This window comes from Brevundimonas sp. TWP2-3-4b2, assembly GCF_049897345.1.
In the GTDB taxonomy this organism is placed as follows: Bacteria; Pseudomonadota; Alphaproteobacteria; order Caulobacterales; family Caulobacteraceae; genus Brevundimonas.
In genome coordinates this window covers 384,030-400,174 of the sequence record NZ_JAFCWB010000002.1, presented here as the reverse complement: position 1 = coordinate 400,174, position 16,145 = coordinate 384,030, and the positions used below count along the sequence as shown (strand labels likewise).

Annotated in this window: 16 protein-coding genes; 14 read left to right on the top strand and 2 right to left on the bottom strand. The window is 66.8% G+C overall.

What is annotated here, in order from left to right; genetic code table 11:
- Nucleotides 1–18: 18 nt before the first annotated feature.
- Both ACP7AS_RS05510 and ACP7AS_RS05505 read left to right on the top strand, forming a co-directional pair.
- Complete coding sequence (locus tag ACP7AS_RS05510; protein WP_426027858.1) at nucleotides 19–753, top strand: hypothetical protein; 735 nt, start codon at nucleotides 19–21, stop codon at nucleotides 751–753.
- Between the two features lie 38 nt (nucleotides 754–791).
- Complete coding sequence (locus ACP7AS_RS05505; protein ID WP_426027857.1) at nucleotides 792–1,832, top strand: vanadium-dependent haloperoxidase; 1,041 nt, start codon at nucleotides 792–794, stop codon at nucleotides 1,830–1,832.
- 212 nt (nucleotides 1,833–2,044) lie between these two features.
- Here the strand turns inward: ACP7AS_RS05505 and folE are convergent, their stop codons facing one another.
- Complete coding sequence (folE, locus tag ACP7AS_RS05500) at nucleotides 2,045–2,611, bottom strand: GTP cyclohydrolase I FolE (RefSeq protein ID WP_426027856.1); 567 nt, start codon at nucleotides 2,609–2,611, stop codon at nucleotides 2,045–2,047.
- 108 nt (nucleotides 2,612–2,719) lie between these two features.
- On the opposite strand from folE, the gene fliQ reads away from it, so the two are divergent.
- The 10 genes from fliQ to flhA all read left to right on the top strand — a co-directional run bounded on the left by fliQ (nucleotide 2,720) and on the right by flhA (nucleotide 13,101).
- Nucleotides 2,720–2,983, top strand: a complete 264-nt coding sequence (gene fliQ / locus ACP7AS_RS05495; RefSeq protein ID WP_426027855.1) for a flagellar biosynthesis protein FliQ — start codon at nucleotides 2,720–2,722, stop codon at nucleotides 2,981–2,983.
- Between the two features lie 11 nt (nucleotides 2,984–2,994).
- A complete protein-coding gene (gene fliR, locus ACP7AS_RS05490) occupies nucleotides 2,995–3,777 on the top strand; it encodes a flagellar biosynthetic protein FliR (protein WP_426027854.1) in 783 nt (260 codons plus the stop codon).
- On the top strand, nucleotides 3,770–4,846 hold the full coding sequence (gene flhB / locus ACP7AS_RS05485) for a flagellar biosynthesis protein FlhB (protein ID WP_426027853.1): 1,077 nt from the start codon (nucleotides 3,770–3,772) through the stop codon (nucleotides 4,844–4,846). Before fliR ends, flhB begins: the two co-directional genes overlap by 8 nt.
- A gap of 95 nt (nucleotides 4,847–4,941) precedes the next feature.
- Nucleotides 4,942–6,582, top strand: a complete 1,641-nt coding sequence (gene fliF, locus ACP7AS_RS05480) for a flagellar basal-body MS-ring/collar protein FliF (protein WP_426027852.1) — start codon at nucleotides 4,942–4,944, stop codon at nucleotides 6,580–6,582.
- Nucleotides 6,582–7,619 carry a flagellar motor switch protein FliG gene (gene fliG, locus ACP7AS_RS05475; protein ID WP_426027851.1) on the top strand — a complete coding sequence of 346 codons (1,038 nt, stop codon included), beginning with the start codon at nucleotides 6,582–6,584 and terminating at the stop codon, nucleotides 7,617–7,619. The genes fliF and fliG overlap by 1 nt, the downstream gene beginning before the upstream one ends.
- Before the next feature lies 1 nt (nucleotide 7,620).
- Entirely contained in the window at nucleotides 7,621–8,289 is a 669-nt protein-coding gene (locus ACP7AS_RS05470) for a flagellar assembly protein FlbE (protein ID WP_426027850.1), read from the top strand.
- A complete protein-coding gene (fliN, locus tag ACP7AS_RS05465) occupies nucleotides 8,289–8,621 on the top strand; it encodes a flagellar motor switch protein FliN (protein WP_426027849.1) in 333 nt (110 codons plus the stop codon). Before ACP7AS_RS05470 ends, fliN begins: the two co-directional genes overlap by 1 nt.
- 36 nt (nucleotides 8,622–8,657) lie before the next feature.
- Complete coding sequence (locus tag ACP7AS_RS05460) at nucleotides 8,658–10,055, top strand: sigma-54-dependent transcriptional regulator (RefSeq protein WP_426027848.1); 1,398 nt, start codon at nucleotides 8,658–8,660, stop codon at nucleotides 10,053–10,055.
- 2 nt (nucleotides 10,056–10,057) lie between these two features.
- Nucleotides 10,058–10,987, top strand: a complete 930-nt coding sequence (bla, locus tag ACP7AS_RS05455) for a class A beta-lactamase (RefSeq protein WP_426027847.1) — start codon at nucleotides 10,058–10,060, stop codon at nucleotides 10,985–10,987.
- The gene (flhA, locus tag ACP7AS_RS05450; protein ID WP_426027846.1) at nucleotides 10,984–13,101 is read left to right on the top strand and encodes a flagellar biosynthesis protein FlhA; all 2,118 of its coding nucleotides are present in this window, start codon (nucleotides 10,984–10,986) and stop codon (nucleotides 13,099–13,101) included. The genes bla and flhA overlap by 4 nt, the downstream gene beginning before the upstream one ends.
- Nucleotides 13,102–13,358: 257 nt before the next feature.
- Here the strand turns inward: flhA and ACP7AS_RS05445 are convergent, their stop codons facing one another.
- Nucleotides 13,359–14,069, bottom strand: coding sequence for a hypothetical protein (locus ACP7AS_RS05445; protein WP_426027845.1), 711 nt, complete (start codon nucleotides 14,067–14,069; stop codon nucleotides 13,359–13,361).
- Nucleotides 14,070–14,264: 195 nt separating this feature from the next.
- Here ACP7AS_RS05445 and ACP7AS_RS05440 point away from each other — a divergent pair, with 195 nt between their 5' ends.
- Together ACP7AS_RS05440 and ACP7AS_RS05435 are read left to right on the top strand one after the other, a co-directional pair.
- Entirely contained in the window at nucleotides 14,265–15,713 is a 1,449-nt protein-coding gene (locus ACP7AS_RS05440; protein ID WP_426027844.1) for a sensor histidine kinase, read from the top strand.
- Nucleotides 15,713–16,138 carry a response regulator gene (locus ACP7AS_RS05435; RefSeq protein WP_426027843.1) on the top strand — a complete coding sequence of 142 codons (426 nt, stop codon included), beginning with the start codon at nucleotides 15,713–15,715 and terminating at the stop codon, nucleotides 16,136–16,138. The genes ACP7AS_RS05440 and ACP7AS_RS05435 overlap by 1 nt, the downstream gene beginning before the upstream one ends.
- Nucleotides 16,139–16,145 lie beyond the last annotated feature (7 nt).

Here is a 16,145-nt window from a genome sequence, read left to right as displayed (position 1 = left end):
TCAGGGGGACGTCCGATCATGGAAGCCACCGCCGCCGACAATATCCTGCGCTTCGGGACCGAAGCTCCGGCCATCCTTCACGCCTTCGCCGCGAGTCTGCTGTTCCTGCATATCGCCGGTGCCTCCGTCGCCATGATCGCGGCCGCCGTGGCGGTGATCGCCCGCAAGGGCGACACCGTGCACCGGGCCGCCGGCAACGTCTTCTTCGTCTCGATGCTGGTCATGGCCGGGGTCGCCGGAGGCGTTTCGCCCTTCCTGCCCGAGATCGTGCCGACCAATATCGTGGCCAGCCTGATGGCCCTTTATCTGGTGACCACAGGCTGGACGACCGTGAAGCGTCCGGAAGGAGCCCTCGGCGGGTTCGAGACCGGGGCCATGTTGTTCGCCCTCGGCATGGCCGCGGCCGGTGCGGTGTTCGGCCGGATCACCGGCGACCCGACCCTCTATGCCTTCGCCGTGATTGCGACCCTCGCGGCGATGGCGGACTTCACCATGCTGCACCGTCGCGGCCTGAGCGGGGCACCGCGGATCGCGCGCCATCTCTGGCGGATGTGCGCGGCCTTCTTCATCGCCACCGGCTCGTTCTTCTTCGGACAGGCAGACGAAATACCGGTGGCGCTGCGTGGCCCGCTGACCATGGGGCTCGGCCTCGCGCCCCTCGGCGTGATGCTCTTCTGGCTGGTTTGGGTCCGGATCAGCCGGGCGTTCAAGACCGCTGCGGCCGTCCCCCTTGGGGCGTCGGCGGACGGATAGTCCAACAACAACAACAAACATCGGTGGGAGAAACGAAGATGCGTAGTGTCATCATGGGGATCACTGTGGCTGCGGCCCTGGTGTTCGCGCAGCCGGCGACGGCGGACACAGTGTCCGACTGGTGGGAGTTCGCCAACAAATTGGCACCCCCCGGCGGGTCCGGCACACCGGACCAGATGCGGTCCACGTCGCGCGTCTCTCTGGCCATGTTCGAGGCGTTGAACGCCATCGACCGGCGCTATGAAAGCTATCTGAACCTGCCGACGGGCGACCCGACCGCCTCGCAGGACGCCGCAGCGGTGACCGCCGCCTACCTCGTCCTGGTCCAGCACTATCCGGCCCAGAAGGCCGCGCTGGACGACAGCTATGCCATCGCCATGCAGGCCGTTCCGGATGCGGCGAAGCGCGAGGCCGGCCGTCTGATCGGCGAACAGGCCGCGGTCGCCGCGATGGCCGCGGGCGGGATCGATCCTGCCATCGTCCAGACGCCCTACCGGCCGGTCACGCGCCCGGGGCAGTGGATCAGCACGCCCCTGCCTCAGATCGAGCCCTTCATGTCCGCCTTCAAGCCCTGGGTGATCCCCGGCGTCGAGGCGCTGCGCCCGCCGCCGCCGCCCGCCCTGGACAGCGACGTCTGGGCCCGCGACTATGACGAGGTGCGTCGTGTCGGGGGCCGGACCAACACAGAACGGACGCCGACCCAGACCCTGGCGGCCCGCTATCGCCAGGCGTTCGACCTGACCCCGTCGATGCGCCTGGCGGCCGACGCTCCGGGGCGAACCCCGGTCCAGAACGCGCGCATGTTCGCCGTCTATCAGATGGCCTTCGATGACGCCGTCATGGCGATGAGCGCGGCCAAGGTCCACTATGACTTCTGGCGACCGATCACCGCCATCCGGAACGGCGCGGACGACGGCAATGCGGCGACGGTGCCGGACGCCGGCTGGGTTCCGCTGCTCGGCACCCCGAACTTCGCGGAATATCCGTGTGGCCATTGCACCGTGGCTGGAGCGCTGGGCGAGGTGATGGAAGCCGAGGTCGGTCCAAGGCCGGCGACCGGCGTCAGGGTCGCATCCTAGGCCATCCCGAACTCGGCGGTCCAGGTCCTGCCCAGCTGGGACGCGTGGGTCCAGGAGGTCTCGGACTCGCGCATCTACGGCGGCGTCCACTATCGATTTTCCAATGACGCTGGCGAGGAAATCGGCCGCCGCGCCGCCCGCATGGTTATCGATCAGGTGATGCGCCCGTTGCCGCGACGGTAGCCGAGACCCCTGAGGCTGGGGCGCGTGTTCTAGCCCCGCACCAGCCTCAGGAACTCCTCGCGTGTCCGGGGGTCGTCCCGCACGACACCGCTCAGATGGCTGGTGGTCAGGGTGGTACCGGGCGCATTGACGCCGCGCAGGGTCATGCAGCTGTGCTCGGCCTCGATGACGACACCCACGCCCTGGGGCCGCAACTCCTCCTCGATCGCCAGCGCGATCTCGGAGGTCATCTTCTCCTGGATCTGCAGCCGTCGCGCATAGCCGCGCACGACCCGCGCCAGCTTGGAGATGCCGACCACCCGGTCGGTGGGCAGATAGCCGACGTGGGCCACGCCCACGACCGGCAGCATATGGTGTTCGCAGAAGCTGACGAAGCGGATGTCCTTGAGCACGACCAGCTGGTTGTAGCCCCCGACCTCCTCGAAGGTCCGTTCCAGATACTGGCGCGGCTCGAGGTCATAGCCCGCGAACAGCTCCCTGTAGCTCCGGACCACCCGCGCCGGCGTGTCCAGCAGCCCCTCCCGGTCAGGATTGTCGCCCGCCCATTCGATCAGGGTGCGGACGGCGGCTTCGGCTTCGCTCTGGGAGACGGTCATGTCCCGCTTTACGCTGGACGATGCCGTTTGATCCAGTCGTCCGCATCCTAACGCGTCGTTAACCACGCTCCCGGCATTTTCTGCCCGGTATCCCGGAGTATGATTTCGATGAACGGCGCGGAAGTTCTGGATGTGGGGCGCGACGCCCTGTGGCTGACGATCCAGCTGTGCCTGCCGGTGCTGCTGGTCGGCCTGGTCGTCGGCGTGGTCATCGGTCTGGTCCAGGCCCTGACCCAGATCCAGGAACAGACCCTGATCTATGCGCCCAAGATCATCGCCATCTTCGTGGCCCTGCTGCTCTTTCTCCCGCTGATGGGCGCTCTGCTGGGCGGCTTCATGCGCCAGATCGCCGCCCGCATCGCGGGCATGTGATCGCCTGATCCGTGGAGCCCTACGCCACATCGGATCAGGTCTGGCAGGGCGCGCTGATCTTCGCGCGGATCGGCGCGGTCCTGATGATGCTGCCCGGTATCGGCGAAAGCTATGTGCCGCCGCGCATCCGTCTGTCTCTGGCCCTGGTCGTGTCGCTGGCACTGTGGCCGGTGATCGCCGGGGTACTGCCGGCCCTGCCTGCCACCGTGGGCGGCATGGCGGGCTGGATCATCCGCGAGGTGATCGTCGGCCTGATGATCGGCGGCCTGCTGCGCAGCTTCACCACCGCCCTGTCCACCGCCGGCGAGATCGTCGCCCTGCAGACCACCCTGGCCTTTGCCCAGACCGCCAACCCCCTTCAGGCCGCGCCCGGCGCCACGCTGGCGGCCTTTCTGATGTTGCTGGGAACGACCCTGGTCTTCGCCACCAACACCCATCACCTGTTCATCGCCGGCCTGGTCGGGTCATATGAGCTGATCGCACCGGCCCGGCCGTTGATCACCGGCGATTTCGCCGAGCTTGCGATCCGGACCCTCAGCGACAGCTTTACCTTGGGGGTGCAGCTGTCGGCCCCTCTGCTGGTGTTCGCCCTGATCTTCAACATCGCCTCGGGACTGATCGGCCGGGTCATGCCGCAGTTCCAGGTCTTCTTCGCCGCCGCTCCGCTCAGCATCATCCTGGGCCTGTCGGTCTTCGCGCTCAGCCTCGGCGTGCTGGGGACGGTCTTCATCGACCGCTACCGCGCCCTGGCCCAGCTCTTCGCGGCCGGATCGGGAGGGACCGCCGGTGGCTGAAGGCGCCGATCCCGAGTCGAAGACAGAAGAGGCGACACCTCAAAAACTCGAGGACGCACGAAAAAAGGGTGACGTCGCCAAGTCGCCCGACGTCGCCTCGGCCCTGTCGCTGGCGGGGGGCTCGGCCGCTGTGCTGATGACCGGCGGCTATTTCGCCACCTCAATGGCCGAGCAGCTGCTGCCCTTCATTGCCACGCCCCACAAGATGCTGGGCGGGCTCGAGACCGGGGCGGGCGTCGAGATCGGTGCCATCGCCCTGTGGTCTGTCGCGCCTTTCCTCGGCGTGGTCATGCTGGCCACCATCCTCGGCGGAGTCGGTGGCAATGTGGCCCAGTCCGGCCTGATTTTCAGCGCCCAAAAGCTGAAGCCTGACTGGTCAAAGGTCAGCCCGATGGCCGGGTTCAAACGGATCTTCGGTCCCGACGGTCTGGTGCAGTTCCTCAAGACCTTCATCAAGTTGCTGGCTGTCGGCTTCATCTGCTGGATGGTGCTGAAGCCGCATTTGCGGGATCTGGAGAATATGGCCGCCATGCCGCCGGCCATGATCCTTCCGGTCGCCCGCGACCTGGTCGTGGCGCTGATCGTGGCGAATCTGATCCTGCTCGGCTTCACCGCCGGGGCCGATTTTCTCTGGCAGAAATACCGCTTCGCCGAGCGGATGAAGATGACCAAGGAAGAGATCAAGGAAGAGTACAAACAGTCCGAGGGTGACCCGCACGTCAAGGCCAAGCTGAAGCAGATCCGGGCCCAGCGCAGTCGTCAGCGGATGATGCAGAACGTGCCCAAGGCCACCGTCATCATCACCAACCCGACCCACTATTCGATCGCCCTGCGCTACGAGCCGGGCGAGGGCGATCCCGCGCCCATCTGTGTCGCCAAGGGTGTCGACGCCCTGGCCATGCGGATCCGGGAGGTCGCCCGCGAACACGATGTGCCGATCGTGGAGAACGTACCCCTGGCCCGCGCCCTCTACGCCGCCGTCGATGTCGACGAGACCATCCCCCGCGAACATTTCGAAGCCGCCGCCAAGGTCATCGGCTTCGTCATGCAAAAGCGGAAGAAGCGTTGATCGTTCAAGGGTCTTAACCCGCCATTTACCATGGGCCCGGCATTTTCTGCCTGGCGGACCTCCAGTCGGTACCGTGAGTATTCGGGGCAGGACGCGTGGGCGGCTTCACGGCGGCATTGCAGAGATTCGGAATCGGTCGGTTGACCGTGGTGCTGGGCGTCGCCGCCGGCGTCGCGGCCGTGCTGGTCGCCGTCATGCTGCGCATCGGCCAGGCCCCCGATGCGCTGCTCTATTCCAACCTCGACCTGCGCGAAGCCTCCGAGGTCACCACGGCCCTGGACGGCGCCGGCATCAAATATTCCTCGAAAGGTGACGGCTCGACCATCTTCGTCAGCCGCGACCAGGTGGGCGATGCCCGGATGCTGGTCGCGGGCAAGGGCCTGGTGACCTCGGGCAGTGTCGGCTACGAGATCTTCGACAACCAGTCGGTGCTGGGCCAGACGGAGTTCCAGCAGAACCTGAACGAAAAGCGCGCGCTGGAAGGCGAGCTGTCGCGGACCATCATGAGCATGCGGGGCATCAATTCTGCCCGGGTCATGATCGCCCTGCCGCGCCGCGAACTGTTCCAGTCCGACGCCGCCGACCCGACCGCCTCCATCGTCGTCGGCGTCACGGGCGGTCAGCTGTCGGGTGCCCAGGTCCAGGCCATCCGCAATGTGGTCGCCTCGTCGGTGCCGAACCTCAAGCCGGAAAAGGTCACGCTGACCGACACCTCGAACCGCACCCTGGCGGCCGGCTCGGACTCCGAAAGCTTCAGCGCAGCCTCGGCCCAGGACGCGCAGGAGACCACCGAGTCCCGCCTGCAGGCCCGCATCAAGGACATTGTCGAGGGCGTCGTCGGCGTCGGTGGCGCGCGGGTCCAGGTGACGGCCGATATCGACCACAGCCGCTCGACGACCCAGGAACTGCGGTATGATCCGGATGGACAGGTCGTCCGCTCGACCTCGACCAACGGAACGGAATCCAGCGACACCTCGCCCCAGTCGGACGGCGGTGCCACGGCCACCAACAACATCCCGGGCGGTGCCGCACCCGCCACGGCGACGGCCGGTTCACGCGACACGGCCAATACCGAGACGACCAACTACGAGATTTCCAACACCACCACGACCACGGTGAAGGAAGCCGGCGAGATCAAGCGCCTGGCCGTCTCGGTCGCCGTCGACGGCAAATGGACCCCGGGGGCCAACGGCGCCGCCCCGACCTACGCCCCCCGCACGCCGGCCGAGATCGAGCAGATCAAGGCCCTGGTCGCCGCCGCCGTCGGGATCGACGCGACGCGCGGCGACAAGATCGAGGTCCTGAATGCCCGCTTCAACCGCGACCTGGCTGTCGTGGGTGGCGAGGAGGCGAAATCCTCCCTGTTCGATTTCACCAAGAACGACCTGATGCGCGGCGTCGAACTGCTGGTGCTGCTGATCACGGGTGTGCTGCTGATCTTCTTCGTGCTGCGGCCCCTGCTGAAGACGGCGACGGGCGGCGGCGGCCCGATGCAGCTGGCCGGGGCCATGGGCGGCGGCGGCTCGGTCACCTCCCTTCAGACCAGCACCGTGATGGGAGCCGGCGGCTCGATGCAGCAACTGTCCGGTCCGCCGTCCGAGATGGAGCAGCGGCTCGACATCGCCCGCATCGAGGGTCAGGTGAAGGCGTCCTCGGTCAAGAAGGTCGCGGATTTCGTCGAGAAGCACCCTGACGAATCCACCTCCATCCTGCGCAGCTGGGTGCACGAAGGCTGATGTCGGCGCGCCTCGTCAACAAGAAGCCGGCCGTCGAGGACGCCAGAAAGCTGTCGGGGCCCGAGAAGGCGGCCGTCATCCTGCTGTCCCTCGGCGAGGACCACAACCGCCTGTGGCAGAGCCTGGACGACGAGGAAATCAAGGAAATCTCCCAGGCCATGGCCAGCCTGGGCACGGTCACCTCCGCCGTCGTCGAGGAGCTGATGGTCGAGTTCGTCTCGGGCATGAGCGGCTCGGGCGCGGTCATGGGCAGTTTCGAACAGACCCAGCGCCTGCTGGCCTCGTTCATGCCGACCGAACGGGTCGAAGGCCTGATGGAGGAGATCCGGGGTCCCGCCGGCCGGACCATGTGGGACAAGCTCGGCAATGTGAACGAGGCCGTTCTCGCCAACTATCTGAAGAACGAATACCCGCAGACGGTCGCGGTGGTGCTGTCCAAGATCAAGCCGGACCACGCGGCGCGCGTGCTGACCAGCCTGCCCGAGGATTTCGCCCTCGAATGCGTCCAGCGGATGCTGCGCATGGAGCCGGTGCAGCGCGAAATCCTCGACAAGATCGAGCAGACGCTGCGCACCGAGTTCATGTCGAATCTGGCCCGCACCTCCAAGCGTGACAGCCACGAGATGATGGCCGACATCTTCAACAGCTTCGATCGCCAGACCGAGGCCCGCTTCATCGGCGCCTTGGAGGAACGGAACCGCGAGGCGGCCGAACGGATCCGCGCCCTGATGTTCGTGTTCGAGGACCTGGCCAAGCTGGACCCCGGCGGTATCCAGACCCTGCTGCGCGCCGTCGAAAAGGATTCGCTCGGCCTGGCCCTGAAGGGATCGTCGGAATCCCTGCGCGAACTGTTCTTCTCCAACATGTCGGAACGCGCGTCCAAGATCATGCGCGAGGACATGGAGTCGATGGGCCCCGTCCGCCTCAAGGACGTCGACCAGGCCCAGATGGCCATGGTCCAGGTCGCCAAGGACCTCGCCGCCAAGGGCGAGATCATGCTGGTGGGCCAGGGCGGCGATGACGAGCTGATCTACTGACATGACCCACCAGCCCCTCAGCACCCCCTTCGCCTTCGACACCGAGTTCGACGCCTCGGGCGTGGTCGTCCATGCCTCTTCCTTCCGTCCGACCAAGCGGTCCTACGCCCCGCTCGAGGTCGACGCCCTGATCGCCCACGCCCGGCTGGAGGCGCGCACCGAGGCCCTGGCCGAGAGCGCGAACGTGCAGGCCATGGCCCTGTCCGCCATCGGCCAGGCCCTGGACGTCGCCATTCCCGCCCTGGCCCTGGTGGCGCAGGCGCACCGCGAGCAGGCAGCGGAACTGGCCCTGTCGGCAGCGCGCGTCGTGGCGGCCTCGGCCCTCGACCGGTTCCCCGCCGCACCGCTTCAGGCCGCTCTTGAGGCCTTGGGTCAGGAGATCGACGCCTCGCCGCGTCTCGTGATCCGCACCGGCGACCTCGACGACGCGACCCGCGCCCGCATCGAACAGCTGTGCACAGACGCCGGCTTCTCGGGTGTGGTGGCCTTCCGCAACGACCCCGCCATGCCCGCCGCTGCCTTCCAGCTGGAATGGGCTGACGGCCGTGCCGCCTTTGATCCTGCCGACGCCTTCGCCCGCATCGGCGAGGCCCTGCACTCCGCCCTGGCCGCCGAAGCCGGCCACGCTGAAGCCCTGACCCCCGAAACCTCTCTGGAAGGAAGGCCGTAATGGCGTCCGACACCATGTCCCTGGAGGAGTTCCCGGACTCCACCGCCATCACCGTCAGCGACGAGGGGGTCGACAAGACCGCCAGCGATCTGGCCCCGGTCTTCGACGTCCCGGTCAATATCTCGGCCGTGCTGGGCAAGGCCCACATGTCGGTGGCCCAGCTGCTGAAGCTGAACCGCGGTTCGGTGCTGCAACTGGACCGCAAGGTCGGCGAGGCGATCGACATCTTCGTCAACAACCGTCTGGTCGCCCGCGGCGAGGTCGTCGTCGTCGAGGACCGGCTGGGCGTGACCATGACGGAAATCATCAAGACGGAAGACAGCAACGCCTGATTGGCGTCGCCTGGTAGAGATTGAAGGAGAAGACCCATGCGGCTTCTGGTGGTTGGCAGGCTCAGCGGACAGCTGGCGACGGCGGTGAAGATGGCCATGGCGCATGGCGCCAAGGTCAGCCACGTCGAGCGCGGCGATCAGGCGACGGAACAGCTGCGCCGCGGGCAGGGCGCCGACCTGCTGATGGTCGACTACCGCATCGACATCGCCGCCCTGATCGCGGCGAACGAGGCCGAGCGCATCCATGTGCCGGTGGTGGCCTGCGGCGTCGACGCCGACGCCAATGACGCGGCCAATGCGATCCGCGCGGGCGCCAAGGAATTCATCCCGCTTCCGCCCGAAGCCGACCTGATCGCCGCCGTGCTGTCCGCCGTCGCCGACGACGACCGCCCGCTGATCTCGGCCGATCCGTCGATGAAGGCCGTCGTCATGCTGGCCGACCAGGTCGCGCGTTCGGAAGCCTCGATCCTGATCACCGGCGAGAGCGGCGTCGGCAAGGAGGTGATGGCCCGTTACCTCCACACCGGCTCCAAGCGCGCCGACCGGCCCTTCATCAGCGTCAACTGCGCCGCCATCCCCGACAACCTGCTGGAATCCGAGCTGTTCGGCCACGAGAAGGGGGCCTTCACCGGGGCCATGGCCCGCCGCATCGGCAAGTTCGAGGAGGCCGACGGCGGCACGCTTCTGCTGGACGAAATCTCCGAGATGGACGTGCGCCTGCAGGCCAAGCTGCTGCGCGCCATCCAGGAGCGGGTCATCGACCGCGTCGGCGGCACAAGGCCGGTGCCGGTCAACATCCGCATCATCGCGACCTCGAACCGCGACCTCGCCAAGTCGGTGGCGGAAGGGACCTTCCGCGAAGACCTGCTGTACCGTCTGAACGTCGTGAACCTGCGCCTGCCCGCCCTGCGCGAGCGGCCCGGCGACATCGCGGTTCTGGCCGGCCATTTCGTCAAGAAATACGCCGCCGCCAACGGCGTGCCCGTGCGTCCCATCTCGGCTGACGCCCATCGGGCCCTGGTCTCGCACCGCTGGAACGGCAACGTCCGCGAGCTGGAAAATGCCATGCACCGCGCCGTGCTGCTGGCGGTCGGGCCCGAGATCGATGTCGAGGCCATCCGCCTGCCGGACGGCCAGCCGCTCAGCGCCGGTTCGCACGGTGCGGCGGCCTATGACGCCAGTCCCGCCGCCCGCGCCGCCCAGACCGCCGACGCCGTCACCCGCGCCCACGTCGGCCAGACGGTGGCGCAGATGGAGAAGACCCTGATCCTCGACACCCTGTCGCACTGCCTCGGCAACCGCACCCATGCGGCGACCATCCTGGGCATCTCGATCCGCACCCTGCGCAACAAGCTCAACGAATATGCCGACGAGGGCACCCAGATCATCGCGCCCCAATCCGGCATCGCCGCCGCCGGCTACGCGGCCGCCTGAGCATGACCGGGGGTACGGACCGCAGAAGCGTCCTGACCGGCCTCGGCGCGCTGGGCGTCATGGGCTGTTCGCCGGCCCCGGAGACCGCGCCGTTGCAGCAACCCGCCCGGCCGTCGGTGCGGGTCCAGATCGAGAATATCGACTTCTCCGCCCTGGAGCGGCGCAACGGCGGCCGTCTGGGCTTCGCGGCGATGAACATGGCGACCGGCCAGGCCGTGGGTTGGCGTCAGGCCGAGCGCTTCGTCTACTGCTCGACCTTCAAGATGTATCTGGCCGCCGCCACCCTGCTGCGTGTCCAGGCCGGCGACGAGCAACTCGACCGGTTAATCCCGGTCACCCGCGCCGACATGGTCAACCACGCCCCGGTGACCGAGCCCGCCATAGGCTCGAGCCTCAGCGTCGACCGCCTGATGCAGGCCGTGGTCGAGGTCAGCGACAACCCCGCCGCCAACCTGCTGCTGAAGGCGAACGGCGGGCTCGAGGCGATGCAGAATTTCTACCGTTCGATCGGCGATGAAAGCACGCGCGTCGATCGCTTTGAGCCTGAAATGAACCGGCTGGACGGAGACAAGGACACCATCCGGCCCGCGCAGTCGGTCGAGAACCTGAAGCGCCTGTTCCTCGAGGCGGCCTCGCCGCTGACGGCGGACTCGCAGGCCCGGCTCCTTCGCTGGATGGTCGATTCCCCGACCGGTGCCGACCGGCTCAAGGCCGGCGTTCCCGCGGGCTGGCGCGTCGCGCACAAGACGGGCACGGGCGGTTACGGCCCGACCAACGATATCGGCCTGCTGTATCCGCCGTCAGGCGCGCCGGTTGTTGTCGCCGCCTATTATCACGCGACTTCGGCGTCTTCCGCCGCCTCCAACGAGGCCGTCATCGCCGAGGCGACCCGCATGGTCCTGCGCGCCCTCGGCCACGACGTGACCGCATGACGGACGTCCCCGCCCCGGTGATGATGAAGGACGGCTACGCCCGTCCGACCGGCCGCGACATGATGGGCTGGATCGCGCGGGGCGAGGTGGCCATGGCCGTCGGCGTCATCGGCGTCATCCTGCTCCTGATCCTGCCGGTGCCGAAATTCCTGTTGGACCTGCTGCTGGCGGTTTCGCTGGTCTCGTCCGTGCTGATCCTGATGACGGCCGTGATGATGAAGCGGCCGCTGGACTTCGCCATCTTCCCGACGGTGCTGCTGGTCACCACCCTGTTCCGTCTGGGCCTGAACCTGGCCTCGACCCGGCTGATCCTCACCCATGGACATGAAGGCCACAGCGCGGCGGGTCAGGTGATCGAATCCTTCGCGGCCCTGATGATGGGCGGCAGCTTCATCATCGGCATCATCATCTTCGCCATCATCCTGGTGGTGAATTTCGTGGTCATCACCAAGGGCTCGACGCGGATCGCCGAGGTCTCGGCCCGCTTCACCCTGGACTCCATGCCCGGCAAGCAGATGGCCATCGACGCCGATCTGTCGTCCGGCCTGATCACCGAGGACCAGGCCAAGCTGCGTCGCAAGGAACTGGAGCAGGAATCGACCTTCTTCGGGGCCATGGACGGTGCCTCGAAATTCGTCCGCGGCGACGCCGTGGCCGGCCTGATCATCGTCTTCATCAACGCCATCGGCGGCATTCTGATCGGCACGATCCAGCATGGCCTGCCGATCGGCGAAGCCGCCAACACCTATATCGCCCTGACCATCGGCGACGGCCTGGTGACCCAGGTTCCGGCCATCATCATCTCCATCGCCGCCGGCTTCCTGGTGTCCAAGGCGGGCGTCGAAGGCTCGGCCGACAAGGCCCTGGTCGCCCAGCTGGCCACCAACCCGGTCAGCCTCGGCGTCGTGTCTGGCGCCGCCGGCCTGATCGGCCTGATCCCGGGCATGCCGTTGATCCCGTTTGCGGCCCTCGCGATCGGAGCGGGCTTCATGGCGTGGAAGCTGGGCCGCGAACGGCTCAAGCCCAAACCCACCGAGGCCGAGGTCGCGGCCACCGCCGCGGGACCCCGCGAAGAGGTCGAGGAACCGATCGGCACCGCCCTGACCATCGACGAGGTCAAGATCGAGCTGGGCTATTCCCTGCTGTCCCTGATCAATGATCTGGAGGGGCGTCGCCTGACCGATCAGGTCCGCGCCCTGCGTCGCTCCCTGGCCCAGGAGTACGGCTTCATCATGCCGTCGGTGCGCATCCTCGACAACATGCGCCTCGGCACCCAGGGCTACGCCATCCGCATCAAGGAGATGGAAGCCGGGCAGGGCGAGGTCCGTCTCGGCTCCCTGATGGCCATGGATCCCGCCGGCCGTCAGGTCGAGCTGCCGGGCGAGCACACCCGAGAGCCCGCCTTCGGCCTGCCCGCGACCTGGATCGACGAGTCTTTGCGCGAAGAGGCCACCTTCCGCGGCTACACCATCGTCGACCCGTCGACGGTGCTGACCACCCACCTGACCGAAATCCTCAAGGAAAATATGGCCGATCTGCTCTCCTACGCCGAGGTGCAGAAGCTGCTGAAGGAACTGGGGACCGAAGAGAAGAAGCTGGTCGAGGAACTGATCCCGTCGGTGGTCACCGTCACCACACTGCAAAGGGTGCTCCAGACCCTGCTGCGCGAGAAGGTCTCGATCCGCGACCTGGGGGCCATTCTGGAAGGTCTGGCCGAGGCCGCGCCGCATACCTCCAGCGTGACCACCCTGGTCGAACACGTCCGCGGCCGTCTGGCCCGCCAGCTGTGCTGGCAGCATAAGGGCGACGACGGGGCCCTGCCGATCGTGACCCTGTCGCAGGAATGGGAACAGGCCTTCTCGGACGCGCTCGTCGGTCAGGGCGAGGAACGCCAGCTGGCCATGGCTCCGTCCCGCCTGCAGGACTTCATCCGCGCCGTCCGCGATGTGTTCGAACGCGCCGCGATGTCGGGAGAGACGGCCGTCCTGCTGACCGGCCCGCAAATCCGCCCCTACGTCCGCTCGATCATCGAACGCTTCCGCGGCCAGACGGTGGTCATGAGCCAGAACGAGGTCCATCCGAGGGCCCGGCTGCGGACCATCGGCACGGTGTAAGTGATTTCCTTCTCCCCTTGCGGGAGAAGGTGGCCGAGCGCAGCGAGGTCGGATGAGGGGTCTCACCGACGGCAGCCGTAGCTCAAGCCGCGCAGCTTGCGCTCCTTGAGGTGCAGCCAGAGTCTGGCTTGCGGAGGCGTCAGCGCCTTCCGGAAAGCCTTGGCGCGTTCGTAGCTCTTTCCGTCAGCCACCGCGTCGCCCCCTCCGTCACAGCGCTCTGCGCCGCGCCACCTCCCCACAACTGGGGAGGAGAGGTCTTACTCCACCTCCGTCCAGCCCCCCGACGATGCCGTGCGGGCCGCGTCATTCGCCGGTCGCGCGACCAGGCCGGACTGGGTGATCCAGACCTCGTATTTCGCGCCGTCGGCCATCGGCATATAGGCACCGCCGCCGTACAGGGTGTCGACCGCATCGACGTATTTGCGATAGCGCCGCGCCGAATCCCAGGCGCTGATCTTCCACGGCAGCCAGGTCAACGAGGTATCGCCGCCCGTCAGCGGATGAACGCTGCGCGGGGCGTTGATTTCCTGCTCGGTCGACTGATACCGGCCCGAAAGCCGGTCCAGCCGGTACTGGGCATCCAGCCCGAGCACATTGGCCCACGGCTTCCATTTCAGCACCTGGGCCTCGATGCGCCATTCGTCGCCGTGCAGGGGATACAGATTGGTGACCGCCGGGGCGTGCTCGCCGCGGTCGGGCTGCATCACCGTGGCTTCGAAATACTGCGGGCCGAGCTGGCGCGTCTGGATCATCGCCACCGGACGCTCATAGGTCAGACGGCCATAGGTCTGGACGTCGAGCGCCAGCAGGGAGGCGATGAGCGCCGCCGCCATGAAGCCCGCGCCGCCGGCCCCCACCAGAAAGCCGCTGAAGATCCGGCCCTTGAAAAGCGCGCCCAGGCCCCTGATCAGCAGTACGACGCCGATCAGTCCCACGACCACCGGAACGATCCACCACCACCACACCATGTCACTTTTCCCCGATCCTGACGGACCACCTTTACCCTAAATCACCAGAGCGGTTCGGGTTTCTCCTTCTGCGCGACTGGACACGGCCGAACGCGCCGCTAATGCTCGCGCCCGATGATCCCGGCGCTGCGCCCCACGCTTCAGGCCCTTGGCCAATTCCTGCGCGCACCTTCGCTCGGACGGACCGTTGTTGCCTTGCTCACCGGGGCGATCGCCCTGTTGCTGATCGTCAATATCGCCGTCTTCGTGATGCTGCAGCGGACCCGGGACTTCAACGATAACGTCGACCGGGCCCAGCGCATCCAGTTGGCCGCCTACCAGGTGCTGACCCTGTCCGTCGACGCCGAGACGGGTCAGCGCGGCTTCCTGCTGACGAGTCGACCCGAGTATCTGGAAGCCTATACCAACGGCGTGGCGCGGCTGCCCGAGCGGCTGGCAGAACTGGCCAGCCTGACGGCGGGCGACCCGGATCTGTCCCTCCGTGTCGAACGCCTGACAGACCTGTCCCAGCAACGCATCGATCTGATCGACCGGACCATCGCCCTCGGCCGGATGGGTCGCGTCGAGGACGCGGTCGCCATCATCCGCGAGGGAACCGGCAAGCGGGTGATGGATCAGATGCGCGCGGAAACCGCCGCCATCGACGAGATTCAGGCCACCCGCCTTGAATTCAGCACGCGCCAGACCGAATGGGCAGCCGGCGCGACGGTTCTGGTCAATGCCCTGGCCGGTTTGCTCATCCTGGTGCTGGCCGGGGTCAGTGGCTGGCTGATCCGTCGCTATGTGCTGGAGATCCAGGAGGCGCGGAATGCCCTCGACCGGATGAACGCCGGCCTGGAGTTCAAGGTGCGCGACCGCACCTTCGAACTGACCCGGGCCAATGACGAAATCCAGCGTTTCGCCTATATCGTCAGCCACGACCTGCGCGCGCCGCTGGTCAACGTCATGGGTTTCACCTCCGAACTGGAGCAGGCCGGAAAGATCATCGACCTGCAGATGACCGCGGTGGAGACCAAGGCCCCCAAATTGGTCGAGCAGGACGCCCTGACGGCCGTGCGCGAAGATCTTCCCGAGGCCATCGGCTTCATCCGGGCCTCGACGGAAAAGATGGACCGGCTGATCAACGCCATCCTCAAACTGTCCCGCGAGGGCCGCCGCAATCTGCTGCCCGAGCGACTCGACATGACCGCCATGGCCCAAGGCGTGGCCGACAGCGTTCGCCACCAGACCGAGGCCTCCGACGCCATGATCGTCATTGAACCCCTGCCCTCGATCGAAAGCGACCGGCTTGCGATGGAGCAGGTCCTCGGCAATCTGATCGACAACGCCGTCAAATACCTCGCGCATGACCGCCCGGGTCGCATCCTGGTTTCGGGCGAGGCGGTCGCCGACGACTGGATCGTCTACCGCATCGCCGACAACGGGCGCGGCATCTCGGACCGCGACCACGAGCGCATTTTTGAACTGTTCCGCCGCTCGGGCAAGCAGGACAGGGCCGGCGAAGGGCTGGGCCTGGCCTTCGTGCGCAACAGTGTCCGCCGCCTCGGCGGCGATATCACGGTCGAGTCAGAGCTTGGAAAGGGCTCGACATTCATACTGAAATTCCCCACACGCCTCGTCCTCGCGGAGGCCGGAGACTACTGATGAGCACTGCGGTGAAAATCGTGATGATCGAGGACGATCTCGGTCACGCCAAACTGATCGAAAAGAACATCCGTCGCGCCAATATCGCCAATGATATCGAGCATTTCGCGGACGGCGGATCGGCTATCGAGTATCTGTTCAGCGAGGACGTGCGGCTGAACGGGCCGATGCTGATCCTGCTGGATCTGAACCTGCCGGACATGTCGGGCACCGACATCCTCGAACGGGTCAAGAACGACAGCCGTCTGAAGCGCGCGCCCGTCGTGGTCCTGACCACCACCGACGACAAGACCGAAATCCAGCGCTGTTATGACCTCGGCTGCAACGTCTACATCACCAAGCCGGTCGACTATGAGAGCTTCGCCGGTGCCATCCGCCAGCTGGGCCTGTTCATGTCGGTCATGCAGGCCCCGGAGATAGAGTGAGCGCATC